Origin of the sequence: Nonomuraea sp. GTA35 (genome assembly GCF_041950525.1) — a bacterium.
Classification (GTDB): domain Bacteria; phylum Actinomycetota; class Actinomycetes; order Streptosporangiales; family Streptosporangiaceae; genus Nonomuraea.
Window position 1 is genome coordinate 491,431 of sequence record NZ_JBGNUV010000008.1, and the last position, 24,813, is coordinate 516,243.

The following is a 24,813-nucleotide window of genomic DNA, read 5'->3' on the forward strand; positions in this document are numbered from 1 at the left end:
ACCCGCCCAGCGGCCGGGGTCAGGCGTTCCGTCGCGCCGAGTCCGTGTCGCCGGCCGGTGGCGTTCAGGACGCCTTGCGCACGAACGCCTCGTCAGAACTGATCGGACGGCCCGTGGCGTCCGTGACCTGGAGCCGGACGGGAAGCTCGTTCTCGATGTCGACCAGCGCCGAGCGGGGCTCGTCCTCCTCGAAGAGGTGCGCCTCTCCCCATTTCCTGAGGGCCACGATCACGGCGAACAGCTCGCGGCCCTTCGCGGTGAGCGCATACTCCTGGTAGGCGGACCCGTCGGTCGCCGGGACCATCTCCAGGATGCCCTGGGCCACGAGCTCACGCAGGCGGGACGCCAGGATGTTCTTGGCCAGCCCCAGGTTCCGCTGCAGCTCGCTGAATCGGCGGATCCCGTCGAGAACGTCCCGGACGATGAGCAGGGACCATCGATCCCCGATCACGTCCACCGTCCTGGCGACAGGACATTCCGCCTGCCGATGACTGACACCCCGTCCCTGCATGCCACCCCTGTCCGTCCGACTGCCTGGAGACAGCTCACGCGAGTGGTTGCAAGTTTAAACCAGCTTCCTCTAGGGTCGCCATGAGTGGTTTCAAAATGAAACCGCTGGACGAAGAGTGCGGCCCGAGGAGAGGTCATGACGGAACGACAGGACACCGGCGAGGACACCAGGGTCAGCCCGGTCCGGGTTGCGGTGGTGCAGTTCGAGCCCCGCGTGGGCGTCGAGAACCTGAAGGCCAACGCGCTGGCGGTGGAGCAGCGGCTGACGGCCGCGGCGGAGGCCGGCGCCGGCCTCATCGTCCTGCCCGAACTGGCCACCACGGGCTACGTCTTCGAGACCCGCGAGGAAGCCTTCGCGCACGCCGAGGCGGTACCGGACGGCCCCACAGTGCAGGGGTTCGCGCGGTTCGCGGCCGAGCGCAACGTGTACATCGTGGCCTGCGTCGCCGAGCAGGACGGCGACAGGCTGTTCGACACCGCGGTCCTGGTCGGCCCCGAGGGGTACATCGGTCGCTACCGCAAGACACACCTGTGGAACACCGAGAAGCTGTGGTTCACGCCCGGTGACGAGGGATACTCGGTGTTCGACACCCGCATCGGGCGGATCGGGCTGCTGGTGTGCTGGGACATCTGGTTCCCCGAGACGGCCCGCATCGTGGCGCAGCTCGGCGCGGACATCATCTGCGTCCCCACCGGCTGGGTCTGGACCCCGCCGCCGCTGTACGACCAGAGCGGCGTCTGCATGGCCGCCTACCTGACGATCACGGCGGCGCACGCGAACAACGTGTTCATCGCCACCGCGGACCGGATCGGCCAGGAGCGCGGCGCCGGATTCATGGGCAACTCCCTCATCGCGGGCACGAACGGCTGGCCCATCGATCGCATCGCCGGCCCGGACGAGGACACCATCATCTACGCCGACATCGATCTCACCGCGGCGCGGACGGCCCCGATCTGGAACCAGCTCAACGACCTGCACCGCGATCGGCGTACCGACCTGTACGACCAGATGCTCGGCTACCGTGGCGGCGCTCCGCTGCCCCGGTGACGTCGGCCTGACGATCGCCCGCGACATCGCGCGGGCGCATCAGGGACCCTCCACGCCGAAGGTTCACCCCTCGGCGGCACCTGCTCCGCGCTCCGGCCGGCCTCCGCCTGACCGGTCCAGGACCCGGTCCTGGCCGCGGTGGCGTGGTCCGGCGGTGAGGCTCGCCGCGATGAGCAGTCCGGCCGGAATCGTGGCGAAGAGGAAACCGCTCGGTCCGATCAGGCTGACGGCCAGCGCCGCCCAGCCGAGGATCACCCAGCCGACATACGCGGGAACGGGTTGTCCCCGCCGTCCTGCTCGTGCCACCAGCAGCCCCAGCAGGATCAGTGTGACGACGAATCCACCGGGCAGCGCCCAGAACGTCGCCAGCGAGTGGCCGTCCGCGGCATCGTTGCGAAGATCTCCACTGAACCAGCTCGCCCAAGGGGCGAGGCGGGCGAAAACGGCCGTGTGCAGAACGGCGATCAGGACCATGCTGCGTCCGGCCCAGATGGTGAGCCGGCTGGGGGATCCGGACGTGGCCGGCAGGTGGGCCGCGGGTCGAGTGCTCATGGGTGTCAGCTTCTCGGGGGTACGGCCTCATGAACTCCCCCGCCGGAGGGATGCCGCTCCCCCGCTCCAGGGATCGTCCGTGGCCCGCCGGTCGCTACGGCCCGGGTGGCCGGCACCGCCGAGATCGTCCAGCACGCAGGAGGTGGACCGGGGTGATCGTCGGGCCCGATCCGGACGCCCGTCCTGATCGCCACGATCATGCGGTGATCCCCGCTCTCGCCCGCGCCAGGTTGACGCCGCTGGCGATGATCCCGATGTGGCTGAAGGCCTGCGGGAAGTTGCCCATGAAGGCCCCCGTGGCGGGGTCGATCTGTTCGGGCAGCAGCCCGACCGGGCTGGCCCGGGCACACAGCGACGCGTACAGGTCCTCGGCCCGATCCAGGTGCCCCAGCAGGATCAGGTTGTCGACCAGCCAGAAGCTGCACAGCACGAAGGCGCCCTCGTCGCCTGGCAGGCCGTCGGGTGAGTGATCGTGCAGGTAGCGGTAGAGCAGGCCGTCGCCGGCCGACAGGCGCTCGGCGATGGCGGCGGTGGTGGCCGCCATGCGCGGATGGCGGGCCGGGACGACCTTGCGCAGCGGCAGCGCCAGCAGGCTGGCGTCCAGGGAGCCGCCGCCGTCGAGGTGCTCGCTCAGGCACCGCGCGCCCTCGTCCCACGCCTGGTCCAGGATGAGCCGGCGCAGCTTCTCCGCGGCGGCCCGCCACGTCGCGATCGGCCCGGACATGCCGAGCCGCTCGCCGATCGCCGCCGCCCGGTCCAGGGCCACCTGGCACATCCCGGCCGAGTAGGTGAAGACCCGGCCTTCGCTGCGTACCTCCCAGATGCCCTGGTCGGGCTGCTGCCAGGCGTACGCGGCGGACTCGGCCAGCTCCGCCAGACCGGACCACAGGCCCGGCTGGAGCTCGCGGCCGGGGAGCAGCCACTGGTCGGCACAGTCCAGCACCTCGCCGTAGACGTCGTGCTGGCGCTGGTCGGCGGCGCCGTTGCCCCATCGCACCGGGGCCGAGCGCCGGTAGCCCTCCAGGTCGGCGTCGTGGATCTCCTCCGGTACGGGGCCGCCGCCCAGGGTGTACATGATGCGCGGATGGCGGCTCTGCTCGAAGGCGTCGAGAACCCAGCCGAGGAAGGCGTCGGCCTCCTCCTCGAAGCCGACGCGGCGCAGCGCGAACACGGCGTAGGCGGCGTCGCGGATCCAGGTATAGCGGTAGTCCCAGTTGCGCACCCCGCCGATCGGCGCCGGCAACGAGGACGTGGGCGCCGCGACCAGCGAGCCGTTGCCCCAGTCGTCGCACAGCTTCAGCGTGATCACCGAGCGCCGGGCCAGCGCTTCCTCGGGGCCGCTGTAGCTGCACTTGCGCATCCAGCGCCGCCAGGCCTCGGCGGTCTGCCGCAACATCGCCTCGGGGTCGAACCGGTGGTGACGGTGCACGCGTCCCCAGGACAGCACCAGGTCGAGCCGGTCACCCTCCTGAAGGTCGTACGCGCTGCGCAGGCCGGCCAGCGGGCGGTTGGCACGCAGATGCAGCCGCAGGTCGGGCCGCCGGGAGGCGCCCACCTCCAGGCCGCTGTAGAGGACCCGGGCCTGCGCGCCGCCGCGCGGCTCCAGCTCGGCCCGCAGGCGCGCGGTACCGGAAAGGACGGTCGCGGACCGGACCAGCTCGGACCGGCCGCCGCCCGCGTCGTCGCTGAGGTCGGCGCCGGGGCGCAGCGCCAGCGCGTCGGTGATGCGGACCAGGCCGGCCGGGCCGCGCAGCTCGGTGACCAGCACCGCGGTGTCCGGCTCGTAGAACTGCCTGGCCTCGCGCAGGTCGTCCACGGTCAGCGTGAAGTGGCCGCCGCGCTCGTGGTCCAGCAGGCCGCACAGCAGGGGGTCGCTGTCGAAGCGGGGCAGGCACAGCCACGGGATCGAGCCGTCGAGGCCGACGAGCGCCGCCGTCGTGCCGTCGCCGATGAGGCCCAGGTCCTCCAGCGGCAGGTAGCCCGCGTGCCGGCGGACCGGCCGGAAGGGCGGATCGGGATCGAGCATGGCTGGCGTTCTCCGTCACTGTCACGGGAAGGTGATCAGCACCTTCACCATGTCCTCGAGCTTCTTGTCCGAGACCTCGAAGGCCCGCTCCATCTCCTCGAAGCGGAACGTGTGGGTGGTCAGGGGCGTGGGATCGAGCCGCTTTCCCTGCAGGACGCGCAGCAGCCGCTCCATGCGCAGCCGGCCGCCGGGGCACAGGCCGGTCGTGATCGTCTTGTCGGCCATCCCGACGCCCCACTCGATGCGGGGGATGCGTACGAACTCGCCTTCCCCGTAGTAGCCGGTGTTGGACACCGTCCCGCCCGGCTTTGTGATCTTGATGGCGGTCTGGAAGGTGGCGTCCGCGCCGAGGGCTTCGATGGCGGTGTCCACGCCCTGCCCCTGGGTCAGGTCGAGGACGCGCTCCACGACGTCCTCCTTGGTGAAGTCGACGATCTCGTCGGCGCCGTACTCGCGGGCGAGCCGCTGCCGGCTGGGCACCGATTCGACCCCGATGACCAGGCCGGCGCCGCGCAGCCTGGCGCCCGCGGTGGCCATGAGCCCCACCGGTCCCTGGGCGAGCACGGCCACCGTCCCACCGATGGGGATGTTGCCGTTCTCCGCGCCCATGAAGCCGGTCGAGAGCATGTCGGCGCAGTAGACGGCCATCTCGTCGGGGACGCCGTCGGGGATCTTCGCCAGGTTGGCGTCGGCCTCGTTCACGTGGAAGTACTCGGCGAAGACACCGTCCTTGGAGTTGGCGAACTTGAACCCGCCGAGCGGCCCGCCGGACTGCGACGGGTGACCGTTCTGCGAGGCGAGGTCGCCCCAGTCGGGCGTGATGGCGCCCGCCAGGACCCGGTCGCCCGGCCGCAAGGCCTTCACCTCGTCGCCCACCTCGTGCACCACGCCGACACCCTCGTGGCCGAGCGTGAGGTTCTCCCGCGGTCCGATGCCGCCCTTGACGGTGTGGGAGTCGGAGGTGCAGATGAGGGCGGCGGTGGTCTTGACGACGGCGTCGAGCGGGCCTGGCCGCGGGACGGGCTTGTCCATGAACCCGACCTGGCCGATCTCCCTCATCACGAACGCTCGCATCGTGCCCCCCACGTTCGGCGCCCCCGTAAAACGCCGCAAACATGCCCAGGCCTACCCGGCTGACCTCGGCGTTTAACCTCGGCCCCCACCCGGTCGCGGCGATCGGCGCCGGCCATGACGGCGTCGTGGACGGCGCTCTCGCCCGGTCATGCCTGCACTGCGTCACCTGACCCCACGTGGAGCCGTACGCGATCGCCGTCGCCGTCGGACAGGAACGACGCCAGCGCCCGCCCCTCCTCGGCCACGGCCTCGCGGTCGGCCCGGGAGAGGGGACGCAGCGGGACGACGGTCACGGCACCGTCCTCGACGGTCCAGGTCGCGCCGACCCGGCCGTCCACCAGGACCACGCGGGCACCGGCGACCGACAGGCCGCGGTGGGCGTCGTCGATGATCCGGCTGCGGTCGTGGTAGCCGAGTATCGCGTTGTCGAACGCCGGCAGGAACCGTACCGGGGCCGGGACGCCGGGGTCGGGGCGCGGCGCGTCGGGCAGGTCGAGCAGCACCCGGCCCCGCTCGTCCCGGAAGTCGACCAGCTCCTCGCGGACCGCGGCCACCGCGGCGGGCAGCCCGGCGAGACCGCACCAGGCCCGCAGGTCGGCCGCGGCGGCCGGGCCGAACGCGGCGAGATAGCGCCGCACCAGCGCCTGCCCCACCGGATCGGAGCCGTCCGCGGACGGCGGGTCGATCTCCCGCCCCAGCCAGGAGGAGAGGGGGACGTTGCGCACCCCCGCCTTCCTCCGCCACATCCCGCGCGGCGGCAGCTGAGCCATCGGGATGAGCGCGGCGACCAGCATCTCGCCCAGCGCCCGCGGCCCCGGCTCCGGCCAGCGCGCGGCCACCGCCCGCGCGAGCTCGCTCATCGAGCGCGGCTCGCCGTCGGCCACCACCGCCCGGCCCGCCGCCGCCAGCTCGTCGAGGTCCACCCCGGCCAGCTCGCGCCGGTAGGTGCCGAGGACGCGCTGGCGCAGCATGGCGTCGTGGCGGGCCCGCCAGGCCAGGGCGTCGGCGGCGGTGAGCAGGTGCACGGTGCGCCGCATGAGGTGCGTACGCACCACACCGCGCCCGGCCAGCAGCTCCGAGAGCGCCGCCGGGTCGAAGGCGCGCAGCCGCGACCAGAGCCCGACGAACGGCTCCTGCGGCTCCTGCGCCTGCAGGCCGCACAGGTGCGCCACCGCGCCGGACACCGGCAGGTCCGCGCGGTCGAGCAGCAGTTGCCGGGCGAGCGTCGCGCGGTTCAGCGCCCGGGTGCTGAGCACGGTCATCGCCTCACGCCGCGGCACGCTCGCCGGACGGCCGCCTGCGCAGCGCCGCCCGGGTGACGGCCGGCGGCCCGTTGGACGATGCGGACGCAGTCGTCGTGGTCGCGGTTGCCGACCCGGCCGAACATCATCGTGTCCAGGCAGTAGGGGCTCACCTGGATCCCGGTCCGCCCGAGGGGGCGCGTTCTCATGTCTGGTCGTTCCCTTCGGCAGGAGGAGGGGGGCGTGGTGCGGGCAGGTCCCGCACCACGCTGGAGGCTCAGGCGTTGTACTCGCTCACGACGTCCAGGACCCAGACGACCCCGAAGCGGTCGGTGAGCATCCCGTAGAGCGGGGCCCACTGCGCGGGCCCCAGAGGCTGGACGACGGTCGCTCCGTCGGAGAGCTTCTCCCAGTACGCGGTGATCTCCTCCGGGTCCTCGCCGCGGACGGAGACGAAGAACGCGTTCTCACCCCGGTCCCACGGCATCCCCGAGGGCACGTCGTAGGCCATCACGTGGAAGCCGTTCCCGGCGAGCACCTGGCCCCACGTCACCCGGTCCGCGTCGGCGGGGTCCTGCACGTTCCCGACGTCCTTGTAGGTGACGACGGCGACGTGCCCGCCGAACACGGACTGGTAGAACTCGAGCGCCGCGCGGGCGTCGCCCCTGAAGTTCAGATGAGCGGTGGTCGTGACAGACATATGTGGCTCCTGTTCATGGCGAGGGAGGTCGTTGCGAGCACCACGGTCGCAGGGGTAGCGGACAGGGTGTGGCCTCTACTCCGGGCAGAATGGGGAACATGCCGAAGACCTCAGCCCGGCTGCTGGCGCTGCTCTCGTTGCTCCAGACGCGCCGCGACTGGCCGGGGGCGCTGCTCGCCGACCGGCTGGACGTCAGCCCGCGCACCGTGCGCCGCGACGTCGACCGGCTGCGCGAGCTCGGCTACCCCATCGTCGCCTTCAAGGGGCCGGAGGGCGGATACCGGCTGGACGCCGGCTCGGAGCTGCCGCCGTTGCTGTTCGACGACGAGCAGGCCGTCGCCCTGGCCATCGCGCTGCAGGTCGCCACCACCAGCGGCGCCGGCATCGAGGAGGCCGCGGCCCGCGCGCTGAGCACCGTCCGCCAGGTGATGCCCGCCCGGCTGCGCCACCGCATCGACACCCTGCGGGTCACCACCGTCGAGCGGCCCGCGCTCCGGCCCGGGCCGCAGGTGGGCAGCGGCGTGCTCGTGGCGCTCAGCGCCGCCGTCCACGCCCGCGAGGTGCTGCGCCTCGACTACGACGGCTCGCAGGAGGCCCCGCCGCGCCGGGTGGAGCCCCACCACCTCGTCACCTGGGGCGGGCGCTGGTACCTCGTCGCCTGGGACCTCGACCGCGAGGACTGGCGCACCTTCCGCGCCGACCGCATCGCCCCGCGCACCCCGACCGGGCCCCGCTTCACCCCACGCGAGCTGCCAGGAGGCACGGTGGCCGCCTTCGTGGCCGGCAGGTTCCTCGGCTCCGACGGCTCCGGCGAGTGGCCCTGCCGCGGCGAGGTGATCCTCGCCCTGCCCGCCGCCGCCGTGTCCCCCTTCGTCCGGGACGGGGTGGTCGAGGAGCTCGGGCCCGGCCGTTGCCGGCTCGTGCTGGGCTCGTGGTCGTGGACCGGCCTGGCCGCCACCGTCGGCAGGTTCGACGCCGACATCGAGGTCGTCGGCCCGCCCGAGCTCAGGGCCGCCTTCGCCCAGCTGGCCGGCCGCTACGCCGAGGCCGCGCGCCCGGCCCGCTGACCTCCGTGACGGGCACCCGGCCCGGCCTGCTCCAGACGCTGCTGCCGGCGCCGCCGGCCGCCCGGCGAGGGGAGTTTATTCCGTTGCGCGCGGGATGCCGGACATGTGACTGTCCTGCTGACCGGTCATGACGGCGCAGGCGGGAGAGTGTGGGATGAGGTACGCGGGGCTCGCGCTCGCGTTCGGGGCCTCGTGGTGCTTCGCGTTCTCGGGGCCGATGGCGAAATACCTCGACGCCGCCGGGCTGACGCCGATCGAGGCCGTGTGGACGCGGATGGCGGGCGCCGGGCTGCTGCTGGTGGCGGTGCTGGCCGCGGTCAGGCCGCGGGCGTTGCGAATCCCCCGCTCCAGGGTGCCGTTCGTCGGGCTGTACGCGGTCGTGGCGGTGGCCGGGGTGCAGTCGCTGTACTTCGCCGCGATCACGCGGCTGCCGGTCGGGATCGCGTTGCTGCTGGTCTACCTGGCGCCGGTGATGGTGGTGGCGTGGGTGCGGCTCGTACGGAAGGTCCGGCTCGCCCGCGCCGCGTACGTCGGGGCCGTCGTCGCGGTCGCCGGGCTCGTGCTGGTCGTCGAGGCGTGGCAGGAGATCCGGCTGGACGTGCTGGGCCTGGCGCTGGGGATGCTGGCCGCGGCGTGCTCCGCCGGATATTTCCTGATGAACGATAGCTTCGGCGACGACCTGGACCCCCTCGGGCTCATCGCCTGGGGGATGGCGGGGGCGGTCGTGGTGCTGACCCCGTTCGCGCGGCCCTGGGACCTGCCGTGGGAGGCGTTCACGGTGTCCGTCACGCCTTCCGCGGACGGCCTGACGCTGCCCGTGGTGGTGGCGTACCTGTGGATGGTGGTGGTCGCGACCGTGGTGGCGTACATCCTGGGGGTGAGCGCCGTACGGCGGCTGTCGGCCGCCGTCGGCGTCACCGTGGCGTCGCTGGAGGTCATCGGCGGGGCGGTGGTGGCGTGGGGGCTGGTCGGGGAGACGCTCGGCGGGTTCCAGATCGTGGGCGGGCTGATCGTGCTGTCCGGCGCGCTCCTCGCCCAGACCGCCACCGGGTCCGGCGGGAAGGCCGGCCGCGAGCCGGCTCTCACACCGGTCTCCCCGGGAGGGCGTGCCGCCGCGAGAACGACGCCATGAACCGCTTCCCGGTTCGGTGGCCGCGCCCGGCTTCGATCAGAGTTCGGTTCGGCCTTCCCCTCGCCGGGCGATGAGTGCCTCGATGCCGTCGAGGAGCAGGGTGAGGCCGAAGGCGAAGTCGTCGTCCTCGACCCAGTCGGGCGCGGCGCCGAACGCCCCGGACTCGAGCGCCGCCGCCAGCCCCGGGTAGCCGCGCCCGTCGACCAGCCGGGTGAGCAGCGCGGTGTAACCGGCCGGCCCTTCCGGCCCCGCCTCGTCGACCGTTCCCGTCATGGCGGTCTGGAGGGTGGCGGAGCTGACGGCGTAGGCGGACAGCGTGGAGGCGATGTTGACGGCCTCCACCCCGGCCAGGCCCGCGCCGGCCAGCGAGGTCAGCGCCCGGTCCAGCCAGCGCAGGGTGCGCGGCCCGATGGGCGGGGTGAGGGGCGAGACCGCCAGCAGCCACGGGTGGCCGGCCAGGAAGTCGCGGTTGGCGCGGGTCCAGCGGGCCAGGTACTCGCGCCAGGTGAGCCGGCCCGGCTCCGGCGGGTCGGGAGCCGCCGCGTCCACCATCGCGGTGAGCAGGTCGTCCTTGCTGGGCACGTAGCCGTACAGCGACATCGTGGACACGCCCAGCCGGGCGGCCACGCTGCTCATCCGCACTCCGGCCAGGCCTTCGGCGTCCGCGAGCTCGATCGCGGCGTCGGTGATCCGCTCCAGGGTCAGCCCGGGGCGGGGGCCCCGGCGCGACGCCGCCTCCAGGCCCCACATCCGCGCCACCACCGTGGGCAGCTCGTCCCCTGATCCCATGACTCCCCCTCTAAACTCCGTACGCTATACACTGTATCTCGTACGGAGTGCTGCGTCTTGGGGGAACGATGACGGGTCTCGCCAGCCTGGGGCTGACCGCCGAGCAGGAACACCTCTACCGCCGTCTGCTGCGGAACCCCGGCACGGACCTCGATCCCAGCCTGCCCGCTCTCACCGAGTTACGGGCGCTGGGCCTGGTGGACGAGGCGCTGAACGCGGCCGCCCCCGCCGTCGCGGTCGATCTGCTGGTACGGCGGCGCATCGAGCACACCCAGCGCCGCCTGGCCGAGCTCAGCCTGGCCTGGGACGTGCTCACCGAACTGACCGAGGAGCACCGCAGCGGGCGGACGGTGCAGATGGTCGAGCACCTGCCGGACGGGCGGGCCGTCACCCTGCGCATGCGCACGCTGATGAACGACGATCCCGGCGAGTTCGCCCACTTGAAGGAACGGGCCTACTACCAGGAAACCGGCTACGCCCTCGCCCCCTTCAACCGCTTGCTGGCCCGCGGCCTGCGCAGCCGTACCCTCTTCTCCGCCCGCGCCCTGCGGGACCCCGAGCAGGAGCCCCACGCCCGCGTCCAGCACGCCCTGGGTGACCTGCACCGGGTCACCACCGAGCCGATCCGGCACCTGGCCGTCGTCAACCGCGCCGTCGCCTTCGTCCAGGCCGATCCCGCCGACCCGATGGCCGGCGCGCTGCAGATCCGCCAGCCCGGCATGGTCGCCATGCTCGCCGACGTCTTCGACGGCATGTGGGAGCGCGCCCGCGACCTGGACGAGATGCCCCTGTCCCCGATCGAGCAGCAGGTCCTGCACGCCCTGACCTGCCACGACACCGACGAGGCCGCGGCCCGCGCGCTGCACGTCTCGGTACGCAAGCTCCGCGCCCACGTCGCCGACCTGATGGCCCGCCTCGGCGCCGCCACCCGCTTCCAGGCCGCGCTCCTGGCCAAGGAGCGCGGCTGGCTGTGAGCCCCGGGTGCAGGTTCCTGCACCCGGTCGTGCAACCTCTCCGTCTCCCGCGCCCGGCGGCGGCACGGACATGCTGGGCCGCATGGACCGACTCGATGTCATCGACACCTGCACCCGCATGGCCTGGCACGCCGACCAGCGGGAGTGGAGCAGGCTGGCCGAGGTGTTCGCCGATGAGGTGACCCTGGACTACACCAGCCTCAACGGAGGCGAGCCCGCCACCCTCGCCCCCGGCCAGATCGTGGCGGCCTGGAAGGACGCGCTCGGCGCCTTCCAGGCCACCCAGCACCTGCTCGGCAACCACCTGGTCACCCTCGACGGCGACACCGCGGTGTGCACCGCCTCCTTCCAGGCCACCCATCGCAAGACCGACGACACCTTGTGGACGCTGGGCGGCACCTACCGCTTCGACCTGGTCAGGACCGCCGCCGGGTGGCGGATCGGCGGCGTGGTGATGACCGCGGTCTGGAGCGACGGCCGGCCATGAGATGGCCGATCGTCGCCGGGGTGGCGGCGGCCGCCCTGGCCGTGGGCGGGGTGGTCGCGGTGACCACCAGCGGCTTCCCGGGCACGGCCGCCACCGGCACCGCGCCGCCCCCGTCCGCGCTCCCGCCCTCGCCGGCCCCGTCCTCGCCACCGCCCTCGCGGGCCGCCTCGCGCGGTTCCCTTGACCCCGCCGCCCAGCGTTACCTCGACGCGGTGGCGGCGAAGGACGCCGACGCGCTCGCCGCCGCCTTCGCCCCCGACGGCCTGGTCATCGACGTCGGGCGGGAGATCCGCGGCCGGGACGCCATCCGCGGCTGGGCCGCGGCCGAGGTCATCGGCGGCGTCTACACCCTGCTCGACCACACGCCGCGCACGGGCGGCGTCACCCTGCTGGTCCGCTTCCAGCCCGGCGGCACGGGCGGCTTCCGCGCCGCCTACCACTTCGACATCTCCGACGGATTGATCACCAAAGCCACTTTGGAGTACGCGTGAACGTGAGTTTCGACAGCGACGGCGTCACCCTCGCCGGCAACCTCTACCTGCCCGAGGGAGTGGAGCGGGCGCCCGGCGTGGTGGTCGCGGGCACCTGGACCAGCGTCAAGGAGCTGATGGCCGACCGTTACGCCCAGCGCCTGGCCGAGCGCGGCTACGCGGCCCTGTCCTTCGACTTCGCCGGCTTCGGCGAGTCGGGCGGGGAGCCGCGGGACGTGGAGAACCCGGAGCGCAAGGTCCGCGACATCCACCACGCTCTCGGCTTCCTGGCCGCCCACCCGGCGGTGGACGGTGACCGGCTGGGAGCCCTCGGCATCTGCGCGGCGGCGATGTACATGTCCGGGAACGCCGCCCGCGACCCCCGGGTGAAGTCGCTGGCGCTGGTGGCGCCGTGGCTGCACGACGCCGCCATCTGCGAGGCCGCCTACGGGGGTGCGGAGGCCGTGGCCGAGAAGATCAAGATGGGGCGGGAGGCGAGGTCGCGGTATGACGAGACGGGCGAGGTCGACTACGTGCCCGTCGTCTCAGCCACTGATCCACGGGCCGCCATGCCGTACGACATCGACTTCTACCTCAACCCGGCCCGCGGCGGCATCCCCGCCTGGCCCAACCGCTTCGCCGTCATGGCCTGGCCCGACTGGCTCACCTACGACTCCATCGCCCTGGCCCCGCAGATCATCCAGCCCACCCTGCTCGTGCACAGCGAGGACGCCGCCATCCCCGACGGCGCGCGACGCTTCCACGCCGGACTGGCCGGGCCCAGGGACATCTTCTGGACCCAGGGCACCCAGTTCGACTTCTACGACCAGGAACCACAGGTGACCCTGGCAGCCGACACCGTGACCGCTCACTTCGGCAGGACGCTGCGATGATCCCCGTCACCGCGGCCGCGCACCCGCTCGTCCGCGCGGCAGACCGGAGCCTGCCATCGGGGCCTACTTCGAGGTGTTCGTGGCGAGCTTGTCGAACTCGCGGTCCGGCAGCGTCCTGTTGAGCTCCAGCAGCTTGTCGGCCAGCCAGCCGACCGCGTAGCGCGTCTCGGGCTTGCCGGCCTCGACGGCCTGGCGGATGGCGGCGGCGACGACGCCCGGGTCGCTGCCCTGGGAGTCGTCGCCGAGCTGCGTCTCGGCGCGCATGGCCATGGCCTCGGCCATCGCCCCGTACGCGGTCGCGCCGGAGATCTCCCGCAGCTCCTGCGCGGTACGGTCCTCGAACTCGGTCTTGATGATGCCCGGCTGGATGATCACGACGTCGATGCCGAACGGCTCGACCTCCATGCGCAGCGAGTCGGAGTAGGCCTCCAGGGCGTGCTTGGTCGCGTAGTACCAGCAGCCGAGCGGCAGCGCGATCTCGCCTCCGATGGAGGAGACGTTGACGATCGTGCCGGATCCCTGCTCGCGCATGTGCGGCAGGGCGAGCTGGATCAGCCGGGCCGGCGCGAAGACGTTGACCTCGAACTGGTCGCGTGCCAGGTCGAGGGGGATGTCCTCGGCCGCGCCGTGCAGGACGGTGCCGGCGTTGTTGATCAGGACGTCGATGCGGCCCTGCTCCTCGACCACGCTGGCGACGACCCGTTCCAGGTCTTCCGGGCGGCGCGCGTCCAGCTCCAGGACGTGGCCGCCCGCCTCGCGGATGTCGGCCATCTTGGGCACGCGCCGGGCGGCACCGTAGACGATGTGGCCCGCGCGGATGAGCTCGAGTGCGGTGGCCTTGCCGATGCCGGCGGAGGCACCTGTGACGAGAACGACCTTCTCCATGATGATCTCCTCTTCTTTCGAGGTAGACGCTAGGGTCGTGTTCCGTGGCAAGACAACTCGCAGAACTCGTATGCGCAGGTGGGAGCCACTGAATTGGTGCAATGAGCTTGTAGCTGAGTGCAACAGCACCGCTCGCCGGCTCGTGCGAGGAGGGAACCCATGCCGGGAAGCCGGTTGACCGCCGAGGATCGCCGCCGGATCGCCGAGGGCCTGACCGCCGGACTGACGTACGCGGAGATCGCCCGCCGGCTGGGGCGCTCCCGGTCCACCGTCACCCGCGAGATCGCCAGGAACGGCGGCCCGCACGGCTACCGGGCGGCCCGTGCCCAGCATGCGACGAGCTGGCGCGCCCGCCGCCGCAAGCGCGTCCCGCACGCCGGCGTCCCCCCCACCGGCGCTCCGGGCACCGCGGAGAGCCGGGACGCCCGTACGGCCGGGGAGTTCGAGGAGCAGTTCGCCGCCATGATGATCGGGACCGGGATGTCGCCCATGACGGCCAGGGTGTTCGCCGCGCTGATCATCAGCGAGAGCGGCAGCCTGACCGCCGCGGAGCTGGTCCAGCGCCTCCAGGTCAGCCCGGCGACGATCTCCAACGCGATCAGGTGGCTGGAGGGCAGGCAGATGGTCGCCAGGGAACGCGAGGCGCGCCGGATGCGGTACTTCGTCGACGTCGATGTCTGGTACCACACCTGGGCGGCCAGCGCGAGGGCGATGGCGGCCTGGGCCGACACCACCCGGCGCGGCGCCGAGCTCTTCGGCGCCGACACGCCCACCGGCGACCGGCTCCGCACCACCAGCCAGTTCTTCGAACTCCTCGGCCACGACATGGGGCAGGCGGCCGCACACTGGCGCCAGGCCCTCTCCCTGCGCCGCGGGGGGTGAGTCGCGGCATCGCGGCGCACGAGGTGCCGGTCGCGGCCCGTGAGCCGAGTCACCTGACCGGCGCCCGGCGCCAGGCCGTCAGGGCTCGGAGGGGATCCGGTTGCGGGCGACCTCGTGCAGGCGGATCAGCCGGTCCCAGTGTTCGGCGACGGTGGTACGGCCGGGCCCGGTGAGGCTGACGACGGTCCGGGGACGGCGCTCAGCGGTCTTTTCGATCTTGACGATGCCGCCCTTCTCCAGCCTCACCGGCCGGCCGCGGCAGCGAGCGCGCCAGGCCGAACCTCCCGGATGTCGTGCCGGGTGCCGGCGGTGGCGCTTCGGCGCCGCCCGTGCCACACTCACTGTTATAGAACTCTTCACGGAGTTATAGAACGATTGGAGCATGGCATGCGAAACGTGTCGCCGTGGCGTGAGCCGGTCCCGCTGGACGGGACCATGGGCGAGCCCCGCGCGCGGGGCCGGTTCGGCGAGTACGGCGGACGGTACGCCCCGGAGTCCCTGGTGGAGGCGTGCCGCGAGGTGGACGAGGCGTTCCGCGACGCCTGGACGGATCCGGGATTCCGCGGCGCCCTGGCGCGGCTGCTCGCCGTGCACGTCGGCCGGCCGACCCCGCTCACCCCGGCCCGGCGGCTGTCGGAGTCCCTGGGCGTGCAGCTGTACCTCAAGCGCGAGGATCTCACCCACACCGGCTCCCACAAGATCAACAACGTGCTGGGCCAGGCCCTGCTGGCCACCCGGATGGGACGGCGCAGGCTGATCGCCGAGACCGGAGCGGGCCAGCACGGGGTGGCCACCGCGACCGCCGCCGCGCTGCTCGGGCTGGAGGCCACGGTGTTCATGGGCGAGCGCGACATCGAGCGGCAGGCGCTGAACGTCTTCCGGATGCGCATGCTGGGCGCCGAGGTGGTCCCGGTGACCTCGGGCAGCCGCACCCTCAAGGACGCGACCAGCGAGGCCATGCGGCACTGGGTGGGCGCGACCGGTGACTCCCACTACTGCATCGGCTCGGTCGTCGGGCCGGATCCGTACCCGTGGATGGTCAGGGAGTTCCAGCGGGTCATCGGCGACGAGGCCCGCGCGCAGTGCGCCGCCGAGCTGCGGACCGGCGTGCCGGACCACGTGGTCGCGTGCGTCGGCGGCGGCTCCAACGCGGCCGGCACCTTCGCCGGGTTCGCCGACACCCCCGCGCGCCTGGTCGGGGTCGAGGCGGAGGGCGGCGCCGGAGCGGCCCGCGGCCGGCTCGGCGTCCTGCACGGCTGCCGCTCGCTGTTCCTGCAGGACGACGACGGGCAGATCACCGAGGCGCACTCCATCGCCGCCGGGCTCGACTACCCCGGAGTCGGCCCGGAGCACGCCCACCTGCGCGACCTGGGCCGGGCCCGCTACGTCACGGTGACCGACGACGAGGCGGTCGCCGCGGCCGTACGGCTGGCCCGCACCGAAGGCATCGTCCCGGCGCTCGAATCGGCGCACGCCCTCGCCTGGGTGATCCGCGCGGCGGGCGACGGCGACCTGCCCGCGGGAACGACGGTGCTGATGACGTTGTCCGGACGGGGCGACAAGGACGTCTCGACCTACAAGGAGCTGCTGTGACGAACCCGACCCTGGCCGCGGGCGCGGTCGAACGCCACCTGCGTGCCCGCAGGGACACCGGCCGCGGCCTGCTCATGCCGTACGTCACCGGGGGGATCACGCCCGGCTGGACGGACTACCTGCGGGCGTTCGCCGCCGCCGGGGCGGACGCGATCGAGGTCGGCCTGCCCTTCTCCGACCCCACGCTGGACGGCCTCACCATCCAGCAGGCCAGCCAGGCGGCACTGGCCAGGGGCGCGAGCACCCGCCGGATCCTCGCCGACCTGTCCGGCCTGCCGGACCTGGGCATCCCGCTGGTCGCCAGCACCTACTACAACCTGGTGCTGCACGACGGCCCCGAGGCGTTCTGCGCCGCGCTGCGCCAGGCCGGCGTCGACGGCCTGATCGTGCCCGACCTGCCGGTGCACGAGGCGGACGAGCTGACGGACGTGGCCGCCGCCGCCGGGATCGAGCCCGCCCTGCTGGCCTCGCCGGCGACGCCGCAGCCGAGGCTGGCGGAGATCGCGGAACGCAGCCGCGGATTCGTCTACGCGGTGTCGGTGATGGGCACCACCGGCGAGCGGGCCGCCCTGGCCGCCTCGGCGGCGGAGCTCACCGAGCGGATCAGGCGCGTCACCGACCGGCCGATCTTGCTAGGATTTGGCATCTCCACCCCGGACCAGGCACGCGAAGCCCGCCGGCACGCCGACGGCGTGGTGGTAGGCGCCGCGGTCATGCGGCGGGTGCTCGACGGGGCCGGGCCGGACGACCTGCGGGTCTTCCTCGCAACCCTGCGGCAAGCCCTCGACCAGGAGTGTGACCGACCACGATGACCACCGACGCCGGGCACGAGGCGAGATACCGCGCCATCGCCGCCGACCTCGCCGCGAAGATCCGGTCGGGACACTACGCCCCCGGTGAGGCCCTGCCGCCGCAACGGGAGCTGAGCGCCTCCTACGGGGTTACTCTCATGACGCTGCGCCAGGCGTTGCGGGAGCTCAGCGACGAGAGGCTGATCGTGCAGCAGCCCGGCAGGGGCACGTTCGTCGCCCCGCCCCACCTGGCGTACCAGCTCGACTCGCTCCGCAGCCTGGTCGACGACCTGCGTAAGCAGGGCCACGACGTGCGCACCGCGGTGGCCGGGCGGGCGGTGCGCCGGGCCCCCGCCGGGATCGCCGCGCAACTGCGGCTGCGTCCCGGCGACACCGCCCTGCGGCTGGAGCGGGTCCGCGAGTTCGCCGGACGTCCCGCCGTGCACCAGGTGTCCTGGGTCCGGCGGCCGGTGGCCGACCAGATCCGCGACCGCGACTTCACCGCCGTCTCCCTCTACACGGCCCTCGCCGACGCCGGCGTGACGGTCGCCCGGGCGTCCGAGGTGGTCCGGCCCGGTCTGCTGGACGCCGCCGCCGCCCGCCACCTCCGCGAGCCGCAGGGCAGCCCGGTGCTCGTCAGCACCCGGATCACCTACACGCTCGACGCCACGCCCGTGGTGGCCGACCACGCCACCATCCTCGGCAGCATGATGGAGATCCGCACCGAACGCGCCGCCACCGGCCTCTCCCTCACCTGGGGCGCCACGAGCTGAGAACGCGCCCGCGAGCCAGCGTTCCCGCAGGTCACAGGGCTGGCGTGCGCCGGATGAAAACCTTTTGAGACATCCGTGGCGCGCTGGCTAGTCTGCCGTCCATGATCTCCCTGGCGCGGCACCGCCTGCCCCCTGCGGAGACCGGCCCGGCCCTGCGCGCACTGTGCGAGTGGACACCGGCCGATGCCCCCGGCGGCGGCCTCCATCCCGGAGACGGCCCTTGAGCAGCAACCAATCGGCCAGTGGCGGTAGCAGGCACGCGCGGGCGGGGTTATCGCCATCTGGCGTGCCAATACGGCCCGGAACTCCTATAGCTCCGGCCGGCCGCCACCCGGTTGATCAGTGGGTACGGCGGCGCGGTGCCAGGACCTCGGTGACCTTGGCGATGGCTTCGGCGCCGGGTTTGACGTAGCGCATGGCGGTGCGGGGGTTCTTGTGCCGGGTCTTGCCCATGATGAGCTGCAGTGGGACCTCGGCCTCGCCGAGGTGGGTGGCGGCGCTGTGGCGCAGCTGGTGCAGGTCGAGTCCGGCGTACTTGTCCAGCAGGACGCGGGCGTGGTCGTAGCCGAGGCGGGCGCGGCCGGTGTGCGGGCAGATGTCGCCGGGGGCCGGACGGCGGGCGGGGACGGGACGGCGTTCGGACAGGAATACCGGCCCCTGCGTGCGCGTGCTGCCGTCGGGCAGCCGGAGCAGCCGGGGCAGCAGGTGGGCGGTGCCGCTGTCCCAGTACACCCACTCGATCGCGCCGCCCTTGGATCGGACGGGGGCACGCCGGTGCTCCAGGTCGAGATCCTCAACGTTGAGCGCGAGGATCTCGGCCGCTCTGGCCGCCGTTTCATAGAGCATCCGCCAGAGCGCCCGCTCGCGCAGGGGGATGTCGCGGCGGGACAGCAGCCGGTGGATGGTGGTCTTGGCGACCGCGCGGGTCTCGTCGGCGTTCTCCTTGCGGCGTTCGGCCTCAGCCGGGACCGACGGCGCGGCCCAGTGCTTCTTGGTCTGGCACCAGGTCAGCCAGGAGGTGACGGCGGCGCGGTTGCGGTTCCAGGTCGCCGGCGCGCTCGCTCCCCACAGCTCGGCCAGCGCGGTGCCGATCTCGGCGTCGGTCACCTCCGCCAGCGGGCGGTCGCGGCCGAGCAGTGTGGTGACGCGGTCGATCGCGGAGGCGTAGGCGCGGTGGGTGTTGGGGTTGGCGGTGCGCGGGGTGGCGAGGAAGGCGTCGGCGGCCGCGGCGAGGTTGACGCCTCCACCGCGCAGTGCGGTGATCTTCGGCGCGGCGCTCATGCCGCCCGCCGCGCGACGCCTTCGGCGATGTACCGGATAACGTGCCGGAGTCGCGCACCTCCCCGGCGGAGGGTTGTCCTGGTCACCGCTGTGACCTGCAACGCAGCTTGACCGGGAATCTGCAACATTGTTTGGCCGCATATCACCCGTAGCGACGGGGCTGGGACCTGATACATCGGAACCGGGTCGTGCGCTAAGCCTCTTGTCCGCGCGAGTCTCCGGAGAAGCGCTTGCGCGCTGACAAGCCGGACGCGATTCCGCCGCCCGCAGGCGCTGACAGAAAGGATGGTGGTGAGCGTGCGTGCCCGGGGCGGCCCGTCACGGGAGCGGACGGTCGCTGAGCCGGCAGCCGCGTGGCCGCTCGGGGCGTTCGCTGGTCCAGCCCGCCTCAGGTGCCCATGCCTGATAGTCCATGAACGTCCCCTTGGCGAGCCCCTCCGTGCTCTCGGCCGCGATCGCGACGTTTGTCGCCAAGACGGTGCCGGTGTGTGGGTCGAGGATGGTGGTGTACCGCTGCGCCACCTCGTCATCGCTACCGAACTCGGCGGTGAAGCCCTCGCTCTTGATGAAGGTGACCTCGATTCCCGGACGTCCCAGAGGGTCGATGATCGAGCCGCGCACCTTGGTCGTCGGCAGTCCGGCGAGCAGACGCAGGGTGGCCGCCCTGACCGAGGGCTTGACCGGGAGCTCCAGCAGGGCGAAGGCCATGGGCAGGAATTCTTCGAAGCTGACCTTGGGCTGGCCGTCCTTTCGGGTCTTCCAGAAGGTTCGCAGTTTCTCCCGGAGCTGTACGGCGTCGCCGGGCAGCGCCGCGAGGTCGGCCAGCGTGAGTTCACCCAGCCGTCTGTCACCGAGCACGCCGCCCGGCTCGGCCGCGCGCGTGTAAACACACTGTGAGGGCTTGGACCGCAACCGGACTTTCGCGCAGTTGTCCGCCATGCCGCCCGGCGTGCACACGCGCTGGACCGTGACCGGAGAACCCGCCGCTCGCCACGCACGCTCGTCGGCCTCGGTGGCGGGACGGACGAACTGCTGCCGCTGCTCCGCTTGAACGGGGTCGCCGGGGTCGCGCGGTTGCCAGAGGTCGATGCGTGACGAGGACAGGACGTTGAACGTTTCGCCGCCCGCCCGGACCTTTATCAGCCCATTGTTGAGTAGCGGCCTGCGCCAGTAGTCGCCGCGTTCGTCCGGCAGTTTCGCGATCTGGTCCGCCAGCTCGAGCAGGGCATCGTTGCCGGCTGGGGGCGCGAGCACCGTTGCGGGAACAGCGGTCATGTTCGACACCAGCATGATGACGGCCATGACGACGGCGATCGTTGTGGCGGCCGCTCCCAGGGTCCATCCCCAAGTGAGGCCACACCGATTCGCTCTACCTGGCCGTACCGGCTTGCGCTGGGCGGCGGCAAGTCGGAGGCGGGCCTTCTCGACCACCTCCGCCGAGGGCGGCGGAGCGTCAGGCAGCGCTCTCGCCAGGAGGCTTAGCTCATCCATGGGTCTCCTCCAAAGGGTTGACGTCGCCGAGTGCCTTGCGGAGTTGCTTGCGAGCGCGGTTGAGCCGGGAGGCCACCGTTCCCGCTGGGACCCCCAGGGCGGCGGCGACCTCGGCGTGGCTAAGGTCGCCCAGCACGCTCAGCAGCACGACGTCGCGGTCCCCGCGATTGAGCCCGGCCAGCGCCCCCGCCAGCTTGCCGGTCAGCTGGCCTGCGGCCACGCGGGCCAGGGCTGCGTCCTCGGGACTGTGCTCGGGACTGTGCCCGGCGCGCTCAGCCGTCCGGCTGAGCGCCTTCCATCTACGGATCTCGGTACGGCGGTGCCGTGCGATGAGGTGGGTGGCGATGCCGTACAGCCACGGACGCACCCCGCCGCGCGAGGCGTCATAGCCACCCCGATAGGCCGCCAGGAACACCTCGGCGGCCAGGTCGTCAGCGACGTCGTCGGACAACCGCCTGACGATGTAGCGGTGGATCTCGGAGAAGTGCGCATTGAAGATCTGCTCGAAGTCCACCCGTAGATCGGGTGGGTCGGCTAGGTCAGGTGGAACGGCCATGCAGGCGTCTCCGCTGGGTCAAGTGAACGATGGTCGCCCTTTCTTGCCCGAAGTGCCTTGATGCTTTCACGGACGGTCGCTGAGCCTCTCGCCTATGTCTGCCGGAGGTTATCCAGATCCATTCAGTCACCGCCTGATCGCCCGCGATGCTCTCGTCATCGGAATCAGCTGCCCACCCGTCGCTGGCCGTGCGTCACCCTGGGTGACAGGGCTCTGCCGGTCTCGAATCCATGCTTTCGAGACTCGACCCGGGCACATGGCGGCAGAGACATCCCCGCAGGTCGGCCAGTCTCATAAGTTGGTCTCGAAAGTGGTTCTCGTAACCCTTGTCACGGCGTCAGCTTTCGATACCGTGAGGTTCGTGGACTACGGCTACGCCCGGGTCAGCACCACCGCTCAAGATCTCACCCGGCAGATCGACACCCTCAAGGCCGCCAGCGTCCCCGAAGAGCTCATCTGGTCCGATCGGCGTACCGGGGCCACGATGGCCCGCGACGGCCTGGAGGACCTGCTGCGCCGCGTCCCGCCGCACGCCGGTCACCGGATCACCGTCGTGACCTTGGATCGGCTGGGGCGCAACATGCGCGAGTGCCTCAACCTGGCCCACGAGTTGACCGAGCGCGGCATCGGCCTGCGCACCCTCAGGGATCAGATCCCGGTGGACACCAGCGTGCCCGGCCTGGCCGCGGACATGGCCATCGCGCTGCTGGCGATGTTTGCGCAGATGGAGCGGATCTACATGCTGGAGCGGGCGGCCAGCGCCCGGGCGGCCAAGGAAGCCCGCGGCCTGCCCAACGGGCGGCCTCCCAAGACGACCACCCAGCAGCGCGCGGCCGCCGCCGCGATGATCGCCTCGGGTATCAAGGTGGAGGACGTCGCCGCCGGGTTCGGCATCGCGAAATCCACCCTGTACCGGGCGCTGAGTCTGCAGCGTGAGGAGGCCCAGGCCGCGCTGCTCGCCGGCGACCTGCCCGAGGATGAGGCAGCAGAACCAGAGACCGGCTGACCACTCCCCGGCTGGCCCGGTCCCGGTTACCGTAAAGCCATGACCGGGCCCGGCGCGGGGGTGGAGCCATCGCCGCCGCTGGCGCAGCTGACCGTGGCCGCGCGGGAGGAAGCCGTGCGGCGGTTTGGGATCTTGCAGCCCCACCTGGAAGACGCCATCGCGTTGTCCGAGGTCGCCCACACGGGCGAGATCTCGGTCCGGACGGCACGGCGATGGGCGGCGCGCTACCGCCGGGGTGGCCTGGCCGCTCTTGCACCTCGCCCCCGCGAGGACATCGGCCGCCGGCGCATGCCCGAGCAACTGCAACGGGTGATCGAGGCCCTGGCCCTGCGCACGCCGCGGCTCAGCGCGGCCGCTGTGCACCGCAAGATCCAGGAACTGGCTCCGGAGCACGGCTGGCCGGTCCCCAGCTATCGCACGGTGATCAACGTGATCGCGGCCCTCGATCCGGCGCTCAAGTGCCTGGCCCACGAGGGCCGCAAACGCTACGCCGACGCCTTCGAGCTGATCGGCCGCCGCGAGGTGGACGCGCCGAACGCCAGCTGGCAGGCCGACCACACCGAGCTGGACTTCTACATCTTGACCGAGGACGGCACCCCGGCCAGGCCATGGCTGACGCTGATCATCGACGAATACTCCCGGGCGATCGCCGCCCACCGGCTGAGTCTGGAGGCCCCCAGCGCCATCGGCACCGCCTTGACGCTGCGGCGGGCGATCTGGCGCAAGGGGCGACCCGCACTGGCAGATCTGCGGTATCCCCGCGGTCTTCTACACCGACCACGGATCCGACTTCACCTCGCAGCACCTGGAACAGGTCGCCGCCGACCTGAAGATCCGCCTGGTGTTCTCCCTGCCCGGTCAGCCGCGCGGCCGCGGAAAGATCGAGCGACTGTTCGCCACCGTGCACCAGATGTGCCTGTCGACGCTGCCCGGCTACGCGCCCGCCGGCACGCCCGACCGCGCCGGTCAGGCCCGGCTGAGCCTGGCCCAGCTCGATGAGGCTCTGAACGCCTGGATCATCGGCGAGTACCACCTGCGCATCCACCCCGAAACCCGCCAGCCACCGGCCGCTCGCTGGGCACAGGGCGGATTCCTGCCGCAGATACCCGACTCCCTGGAACAGCTGGACCTGCTGCTGCTCACCGTGGCCAAGCCCCGCAAGGTCCACCCCGACGGCATCCACGCGTTCGGCCTGCGCTACCTGGACCCCACGCTGGCCGCGTTCGTCGGAGAAAGCGTCGTCATCCGGTACGACCCCCGCGACCTGGCCGAACTACGGATCTTCCACCGTGGCGTCTTCATCTGCCGGGCGATCTGCGCCGAGCTGGCCGGCACCACCATCAGCATGCGGGAGATCATCGCGGCCCGGCGTGCCCGCCGCCGTCAGCTCACGCGCGACCTGGCCGAACGCACCACCCTGGTCGACCAACTGCTCGCCCACCGCACCGGCCTTCCCGCGACCGCCCGCGAGCTCGCCCCACCGGCACCCGCGCAGCGCCGGTTGAAGATCTACACCGAGGAGTAGAGGAGCATGGCCCGTGACCACCACGCGCTCCAACCCCAACCGGAAAGCCGTGCGGCGCGGGCCACGCCCTTCTCCGCCGATGCCGAACCTGATCTCCACCAAGGAGCACCGCAGGTTCTGCGAGTTCGCCGACACGGTGCGCGGCTCTCGCTACATCGGCGTGTGCTACGGCCCCGCCGGCGTCGGCAAGACCTTGTCGGCCCACTCCTACGCGCGCTGGCCGGAACAACGCCCGCTGCTGGAGATGCCCCACGCCCTGGCCGACTGGTTCCACGCCGGCGCCAACCGGCCCGACTGGCACACCGTGCTCTACACGCCGCTGATCAACACCCCGCCCGGCCGGGCCCTGACGGACCTCACCGACCTGACCAACCGCCACGCCATGGTCCGCGCCCGTAACATCGACGACCCCAAGCGCGAGACCAACCTCCACGGCGCCAGCCTCTACACCGAACTCGTCATCATCGATGAGTCCGAACGGCTCACCACCCGCGCCCTTGAACAGGTCCGCGACTTCTACGACCGCAGCAGCCTCGGGCTGATCCTCATCGGCATGCCCGGCATCGAAAAGCGCCTGGCCCGCTACCCCCAGCTCTACAGCCGCATCGGCTTCGTCCACCACTACCGCACCCTGGCCGCCGACGAACTCGCCACCGTCTTGACCATGGCCTTCGCCCACCTGGGCCTGGGCATCCCCGACGCCATCGCTACCGAGGCCATCGCCGCGATCAACCGCACCACCGCGGGCAACTTCCGGCTGGTCACCCGGCTTCTGGAACAAGCCGAACGGGTGATGAAACTCAACGACGGCGTCGACCGGATCACCGCCGAGGTCATCGACGCCGCCCGCGATGCTCTTGGCATCGGAACCAGCTGACCACTCGTTGCTGTCCGTGACGCACGCGGCCAAACAATGTTGCAGATTCCCGGCCAAGGTGCGTTGCAGGTCACAGTCACCGCTTCGCCGTGATCGCTCATATACGTGATAATCGTCCACTATCACGTACATTACGTGCTCGTTCGCTCTCGACCCTGCCAGCTCCAGGTCGGGGTCGTGGTCATATCTT

General features: G+C 72.0%; 28 protein-coding genes and 1 pseudogene. 16 read left to right on the top strand and 13 right to left on the bottom strand.

Features of this window, described 5'->3' with window-relative positions; all coding sequences use genetic code 11:
• Window positions 1–64: 64 nt before the first annotated feature.
• Window positions 65–451 (bottom strand): winged helix-turn-helix transcriptional regulator, encoded by a 387-nt coding sequence (locus tag ACBJ32_RS34140; protein WP_375130257.1) that lies wholly within the window; start codon window positions 449–451, stop codon window positions 65–67.
• A gap of 195 nt (window positions 452–646) precedes the next feature.
• Here ACBJ32_RS34140 and ACBJ32_RS34145 point away from each other — a divergent pair, with 195 nt between their 5' ends.
• Window positions 647–1,558: a nitrilase family protein gene (locus ACBJ32_RS34145; protein WP_375130258.1), complete on the top strand. Its 912-nt coding sequence runs from the start codon at window positions 647–649 to the stop codon at window positions 1,556–1,558.
• A 63-nt stretch (window positions 1,559–1,621) separates the two neighbouring features.
• Here the strand turns inward: ACBJ32_RS34145 and ACBJ32_RS34150 are convergent, their stop codons facing one another.
• The 6 genes from ACBJ32_RS34150 to ACBJ32_RS34175 form a co-directional block, all read right to left on the bottom strand.
• Complete coding sequence (locus tag ACBJ32_RS34150) at window positions 1,622–2,110, bottom strand: DUF6463 family protein (RefSeq protein WP_375130259.1); 489 nt, start codon at window positions 2,108–2,110, stop codon at window positions 1,622–1,624.
• 196 nt (window positions 2,111–2,306) lie between these two features.
• Complete coding sequence (locus ACBJ32_RS34155) at window positions 2,307–4,136, bottom strand: glycoside hydrolase family 15 protein (protein WP_375130260.1); 1,830 nt, start codon at window positions 4,134–4,136, stop codon at window positions 2,307–2,309.
• Window positions 4,137–4,157: 21 nt separating this feature from the next.
• Window positions 4,158–5,210 (bottom strand): NAD(P)-dependent alcohol dehydrogenase, encoded by a 1,053-nt coding sequence (locus tag ACBJ32_RS34160; protein ID WP_375130261.1) that lies wholly within the window; start codon window positions 5,208–5,210, stop codon window positions 4,158–4,160.
• 146 nt (window positions 5,211–5,356) lie between these two features.
• Window positions 5,357–6,472, bottom strand: coding sequence for a winged helix DNA-binding domain-containing protein (locus tag ACBJ32_RS34165; RefSeq protein WP_375130262.1), 1,116 nt, complete (start codon window positions 6,470–6,472; stop codon window positions 5,357–5,359).
• Entirely contained in the window at window positions 6,469–6,660 is a 192-nt protein-coding gene (locus ACBJ32_RS34170) for a hypothetical protein (RefSeq protein ID WP_375130263.1), read from the bottom strand. The genes ACBJ32_RS34165 and ACBJ32_RS34170 overlap by 4 nt, the downstream gene beginning before the upstream one ends.
• Window positions 6,661–6,728: 68 nt before the next feature.
• Window positions 6,729–7,151 carry a VOC family protein gene (locus ACBJ32_RS34175; RefSeq protein ID WP_375130264.1) on the bottom strand — a complete coding sequence of 141 codons (423 nt, stop codon included), beginning with the start codon at window positions 7,149–7,151 and terminating at the stop codon, window positions 6,729–6,731.
• Between the two features lie 98 nt (window positions 7,152–7,249).
• On the opposite strand from ACBJ32_RS34175, the gene ACBJ32_RS34180 reads away from it, so the two are divergent.
• Both ACBJ32_RS34180 and ACBJ32_RS34185 read left to right on the top strand, forming a co-directional pair.
• Window positions 7,250–8,218, top strand: a complete 969-nt coding sequence (locus ACBJ32_RS34180) for a WYL domain-containing protein (protein ID WP_357889581.1) — start codon at window positions 7,250–7,252, stop codon at window positions 8,216–8,218.
• Between the two features lie 154 nt (window positions 8,219–8,372).
• On the top strand, window positions 8,373–9,350 hold the full coding sequence (locus tag ACBJ32_RS34185) for a DMT family transporter (RefSeq protein WP_375130265.1): 978 nt from the start codon (window positions 8,373–8,375) through the stop codon (window positions 9,348–9,350).
• Window positions 9,351–9,386: 36 nt separating this feature from the next.
• Here the strand turns inward: ACBJ32_RS34185 and ACBJ32_RS34190 are convergent, their stop codons facing one another.
• Window positions 9,387–10,139 (bottom strand): TetR/AcrR family transcriptional regulator, encoded by a 753-nt coding sequence (locus tag ACBJ32_RS34190; RefSeq protein WP_375130266.1) that lies wholly within the window; start codon window positions 10,137–10,139, stop codon window positions 9,387–9,389.
• 68 nt (window positions 10,140–10,207) lie between these two features.
• On the opposite strand from ACBJ32_RS34190, the gene ACBJ32_RS34195 reads away from it, so the two are divergent.
• The 4 genes from ACBJ32_RS34195 to ACBJ32_RS34210 all read left to right on the top strand — a co-directional run bounded on the left by ACBJ32_RS34195 (window position 10,208) and on the right by ACBJ32_RS34210 (window position 12,963).
• A complete protein-coding gene (locus ACBJ32_RS34195; RefSeq protein ID WP_375130267.1) occupies window positions 10,208–11,113 on the top strand; it encodes a hypothetical protein in 906 nt (301 codons plus the stop codon).
• Window positions 11,114–11,195: 82 nt separating this feature from the next.
• Window positions 11,196–11,600 (top strand): nuclear transport factor 2 family protein, encoded by a 405-nt coding sequence (locus tag ACBJ32_RS34200; RefSeq protein WP_375130268.1) that lies wholly within the window; start codon window positions 11,196–11,198, stop codon window positions 11,598–11,600.
• A complete protein-coding gene (locus ACBJ32_RS34205; protein WP_375130269.1) occupies window positions 11,597–12,091 on the top strand; it encodes a nuclear transport factor 2 family protein in 495 nt (164 codons plus the stop codon). The genes ACBJ32_RS34200 and ACBJ32_RS34205 overlap by 4 nt, the downstream gene beginning before the upstream one ends.
• A complete protein-coding gene (locus ACBJ32_RS34210; RefSeq protein WP_375130270.1) occupies window positions 12,088–12,963 on the top strand; it encodes an alpha/beta hydrolase in 876 nt (291 codons plus the stop codon). Before ACBJ32_RS34205 ends, ACBJ32_RS34210 begins: the two co-directional genes overlap by 4 nt.
• Before the next feature lie 63 nt (window positions 12,964–13,026).
• On the opposite strand, the gene ACBJ32_RS34215 is transcribed toward ACBJ32_RS34210, so the two are convergent.
• Window positions 13,027–13,848, bottom strand: coding sequence for an oxidoreductase (locus tag ACBJ32_RS34215; protein WP_375130271.1), 822 nt, complete (start codon window positions 13,846–13,848; stop codon window positions 13,027–13,029).
• 159 nt (window positions 13,849–14,007) lie between these two features.
• On the opposite strand from ACBJ32_RS34215, the pseudogene ACBJ32_RS34220 reads away from it, so the two are divergent.
• Both ACBJ32_RS34220 and ACBJ32_RS34225 read left to right on the top strand, forming a co-directional pair.
• Window positions 14,008–14,142: pseudogene (locus tag ACBJ32_RS34220) on the top strand (helix-turn-helix domain-containing protein); the annotation flags it as partial.
• Entirely contained in the window at window positions 14,131–14,730 is a 600-nt protein-coding gene (locus tag ACBJ32_RS34225) for a GbsR/MarR family transcriptional regulator (RefSeq protein ID WP_375130296.1), read from the top strand. The pseudogene ACBJ32_RS34220 and the gene ACBJ32_RS34225, both read left to right, overlap by 12 nt.
• A 78-nt stretch (window positions 14,731–14,808) precedes the next feature.
• On the opposite strand, the gene ACBJ32_RS34230 is transcribed toward ACBJ32_RS34225, so the two are convergent.
• On the bottom strand, window positions 14,809–14,976 hold the full coding sequence (locus tag ACBJ32_RS34230; RefSeq protein WP_375130272.1) for a hypothetical protein: 168 nt from the start codon (window positions 14,974–14,976) through the stop codon (window positions 14,809–14,811).
• 141 nt (window positions 14,977–15,117) lie between these two features.
• Here ACBJ32_RS34230 and trpB point away from each other — a divergent pair, with 141 nt between their 5' ends.
• Genes trpB through ACBJ32_RS34245 form a run of 3 tightly spaced genes read left to right on the top strand, consistent with a single transcriptional unit; the run spans window position 15,118 to window position 17,887 of the window.
• Window positions 15,118–16,323, top strand: a complete 1,206-nt coding sequence (gene trpB, locus ACBJ32_RS34235) for a tryptophan synthase subunit beta (protein ID WP_375130273.1) — start codon at window positions 15,118–15,120, stop codon at window positions 16,321–16,323.
• Window positions 16,320–17,135 (top strand): tryptophan synthase subunit alpha, encoded by an 816-nt coding sequence (gene trpA / locus ACBJ32_RS34240; protein WP_375130274.1) that lies wholly within the window; start codon window positions 16,320–16,322, stop codon window positions 17,133–17,135. Before trpB ends, trpA begins: the two co-directional genes overlap by 4 nt.
• Window positions 17,132–17,887 (top strand): GntR family transcriptional regulator, encoded by a 756-nt coding sequence (locus ACBJ32_RS34245; RefSeq protein ID WP_357889545.1) that lies wholly within the window; start codon window positions 17,132–17,134, stop codon window positions 17,885–17,887. Before trpA ends, ACBJ32_RS34245 begins: the two co-directional genes overlap by 4 nt.
• A 339-nt stretch (window positions 17,888–18,226) precedes the next feature.
• On the opposite strand, the gene ACBJ32_RS34250 is transcribed toward ACBJ32_RS34245, so the two are convergent.
• The 3 genes from ACBJ32_RS34250 to ACBJ32_RS34260 all read right to left on the bottom strand — a co-directional run bounded on the left by ACBJ32_RS34250 (window position 18,227) and on the right by ACBJ32_RS34260 (window position 21,173).
• Window positions 18,227–19,168, bottom strand: a complete 942-nt coding sequence (locus tag ACBJ32_RS34250; RefSeq protein ID WP_375130275.1) for a tyrosine-type recombinase/integrase — start codon at window positions 19,166–19,168, stop codon at window positions 18,227–18,229.
• A gap of 318 nt (window positions 19,169–19,486) precedes the next feature.
• Complete coding sequence (locus ACBJ32_RS34255) at window positions 19,487–20,470, bottom strand: hypothetical protein (protein ID WP_375130276.1); 984 nt, start codon at window positions 20,468–20,470, stop codon at window positions 19,487–19,489.
• A gap of 181 nt (window positions 20,471–20,651) precedes the next feature.
• On the bottom strand, window positions 20,652–21,173 hold the full coding sequence (locus ACBJ32_RS34260; RefSeq protein WP_375130277.1) for an RNA polymerase sigma factor: 522 nt from the start codon (window positions 21,171–21,173) through the stop codon (window positions 20,652–20,654).
• A gap of 394 nt (window positions 21,174–21,567) precedes the next feature.
• Here ACBJ32_RS34260 and ACBJ32_RS34265 point away from each other — a divergent pair, with 394 nt between their 5' ends.
• Genes ACBJ32_RS34265 through ACBJ32_RS34280 form a run of 4 tightly spaced genes read left to right on the top strand, consistent with a single transcriptional unit; the run spans window position 21,568 to window position 24,623 of the window.
• On the top strand, window positions 21,568–22,221 hold the full coding sequence (locus tag ACBJ32_RS34265; RefSeq protein ID WP_375130278.1) for a recombinase family protein: 654 nt from the start codon (window positions 21,568–21,570) through the stop codon (window positions 22,219–22,221).
• Between the two features lie 39 nt (window positions 22,222–22,260).
• On the top strand, window positions 22,261–23,220 hold the full coding sequence (locus ACBJ32_RS34270; protein WP_375130279.1) for a helix-turn-helix domain-containing protein: 960 nt from the start codon (window positions 22,261–22,263) through the stop codon (window positions 23,218–23,220).
• On the top strand, window positions 23,132–23,746 hold the full coding sequence (locus tag ACBJ32_RS34275) for a Mu transposase C-terminal domain-containing protein (protein WP_375130280.1): 615 nt from the start codon (window positions 23,132–23,134) through the stop codon (window positions 23,744–23,746). Before ACBJ32_RS34270 ends, ACBJ32_RS34275 begins: the two co-directional genes overlap by 89 nt.
• A 13-nt stretch (window positions 23,747–23,759) precedes the next feature.
• Window positions 23,760–24,623 (top strand): AAA family ATPase, encoded by an 864-nt coding sequence (locus ACBJ32_RS34280; RefSeq protein ID WP_375130281.1) that lies wholly within the window; start codon window positions 23,760–23,762, stop codon window positions 24,621–24,623.
• The last annotated feature ends 190 nt before the right edge of the window (window positions 24,624–24,813 follow it).

What these genes read in the sequence shown, in the direction of transcription:
- trpB (WP_375130273.1), top strand. Translation starts at nt 15,118, where the DNA reads ATGCGAAACGTGTCGCCGTGGCGTGAGCCGGTCCCGCTGGACGGGACC.
- ACBJ32_RS34200 (WP_375130268.1), top strand. Translation starts at nt 11,196, where the DNA reads ATGGACCGACTCGATGTCATCGACACCTGCACCCGCATGGCCTGGCAC.
- ACBJ32_RS34250 (WP_375130275.1), bottom strand. Translation starts at nt 19,168, where the DNA reads ATGAGCGCCGCGCCGAAGATCACCGCACTGCGCGGTGGAGGCGTCAAC.
- ACBJ32_RS34190 (WP_375130266.1), bottom strand. Translation starts at nt 10,139, where the DNA reads ATGGGATCAGGGGACGAGCTGCCCACGGTGGTGGCGCGGATGTGGGGC.
- ACBJ32_RS34180 (WP_357889581.1), top strand. Translation starts at nt 7,250, where the DNA reads ATGCCGAAGACCTCAGCCCGGCTGCTGGCGCTGCTCTCGTTGCTCCAG.
- ACBJ32_RS34255 (WP_375130276.1), bottom strand. Translation starts at nt 20,470, where the DNA reads ATGGCCGTCATCATGCTGGTGTCGAACATGACCGCTGTTCCCGCAACG.
- ACBJ32_RS34195 (WP_375130267.1), top strand. Translation starts at nt 10,208, where the DNA reads ATGACGGGTCTCGCCAGCCTGGGGCTGACCGCCGAGCAGGAACACCTC.
- ACBJ32_RS34275 (WP_375130280.1), top strand. Translation starts at nt 23,132, where the DNA reads ATGTGCCTGTCGACGCTGCCCGGCTACGCGCCCGCCGGCACGCCCGAC.
- ACBJ32_RS34155 (WP_375130260.1), bottom strand. Translation starts at nt 4,136, where the DNA reads ATGCTCGATCCCGATCCGCCCTTCCGGCCGGTCCGCCGGCACGCGGGC.
- ACBJ32_RS34270 (WP_375130279.1), top strand. Translation starts at nt 22,261, where the DNA reads ATGACCGGGCCCGGCGCGGGGGTGGAGCCATCGCCGCCGCTGGCGCAG.
- ACBJ32_RS34160 (WP_375130261.1), bottom strand. Translation starts at nt 5,210, where the DNA reads ATGCGAGCGTTCGTGATGAGGGAGATCGGCCAGGTCGGGTTCATGGAC.
- ACBJ32_RS34145 (WP_375130258.1), top strand. Translation starts at nt 647, where the DNA reads ATGACGGAACGACAGGACACCGGCGAGGACACCAGGGTCAGCCCGGTC.
- ACBJ32_RS34150 (WP_375130259.1), bottom strand. Translation starts at nt 2,110, where the DNA reads ATGAGCACTCGACCCGCGGCCCACCTGCCGGCCACGTCCGGATCCCCC.
- ACBJ32_RS34185 (WP_375130265.1), top strand. Translation starts at nt 8,373, where the DNA reads ATGAGGTACGCGGGGCTCGCGCTCGCGTTCGGGGCCTCGTGGTGCTTC.
- ACBJ32_RS34205 (WP_375130269.1), top strand. Translation starts at nt 11,597, where the DNA reads ATGAGATGGCCGATCGTCGCCGGGGTGGCGGCGGCCGCCCTGGCCGTG.
- ACBJ32_RS34170 (WP_375130263.1), bottom strand. Translation starts at nt 6,660, where the DNA reads ATGAGAACGCGCCCCCTCGGGCGGACCGGGATCCAGGTGAGCCCCTAC.
- ACBJ32_RS34165 (WP_375130262.1), bottom strand. Translation starts at nt 6,472, where the DNA reads ATGACCGTGCTCAGCACCCGGGCGCTGAACCGCGCGACGCTCGCCCGG.
- ACBJ32_RS34215 (WP_375130271.1), bottom strand. Translation starts at nt 13,848, where the DNA reads ATGGAGAAGGTCGTTCTCGTCACAGGTGCCTCCGCCGGCATCGGCAAG.
- ACBJ32_RS34245 (WP_357889545.1), top strand. Translation starts at nt 17,132, where the DNA reads ATGACCACCGACGCCGGGCACGAGGCGAGATACCGCGCCATCGCCGCC.
- ACBJ32_RS34175 (WP_375130264.1), bottom strand. Translation starts at nt 7,151, where the DNA reads ATGTCTGTCACGACCACCGCTCATCTGAACTTCAGGGGCGACGCCCGC.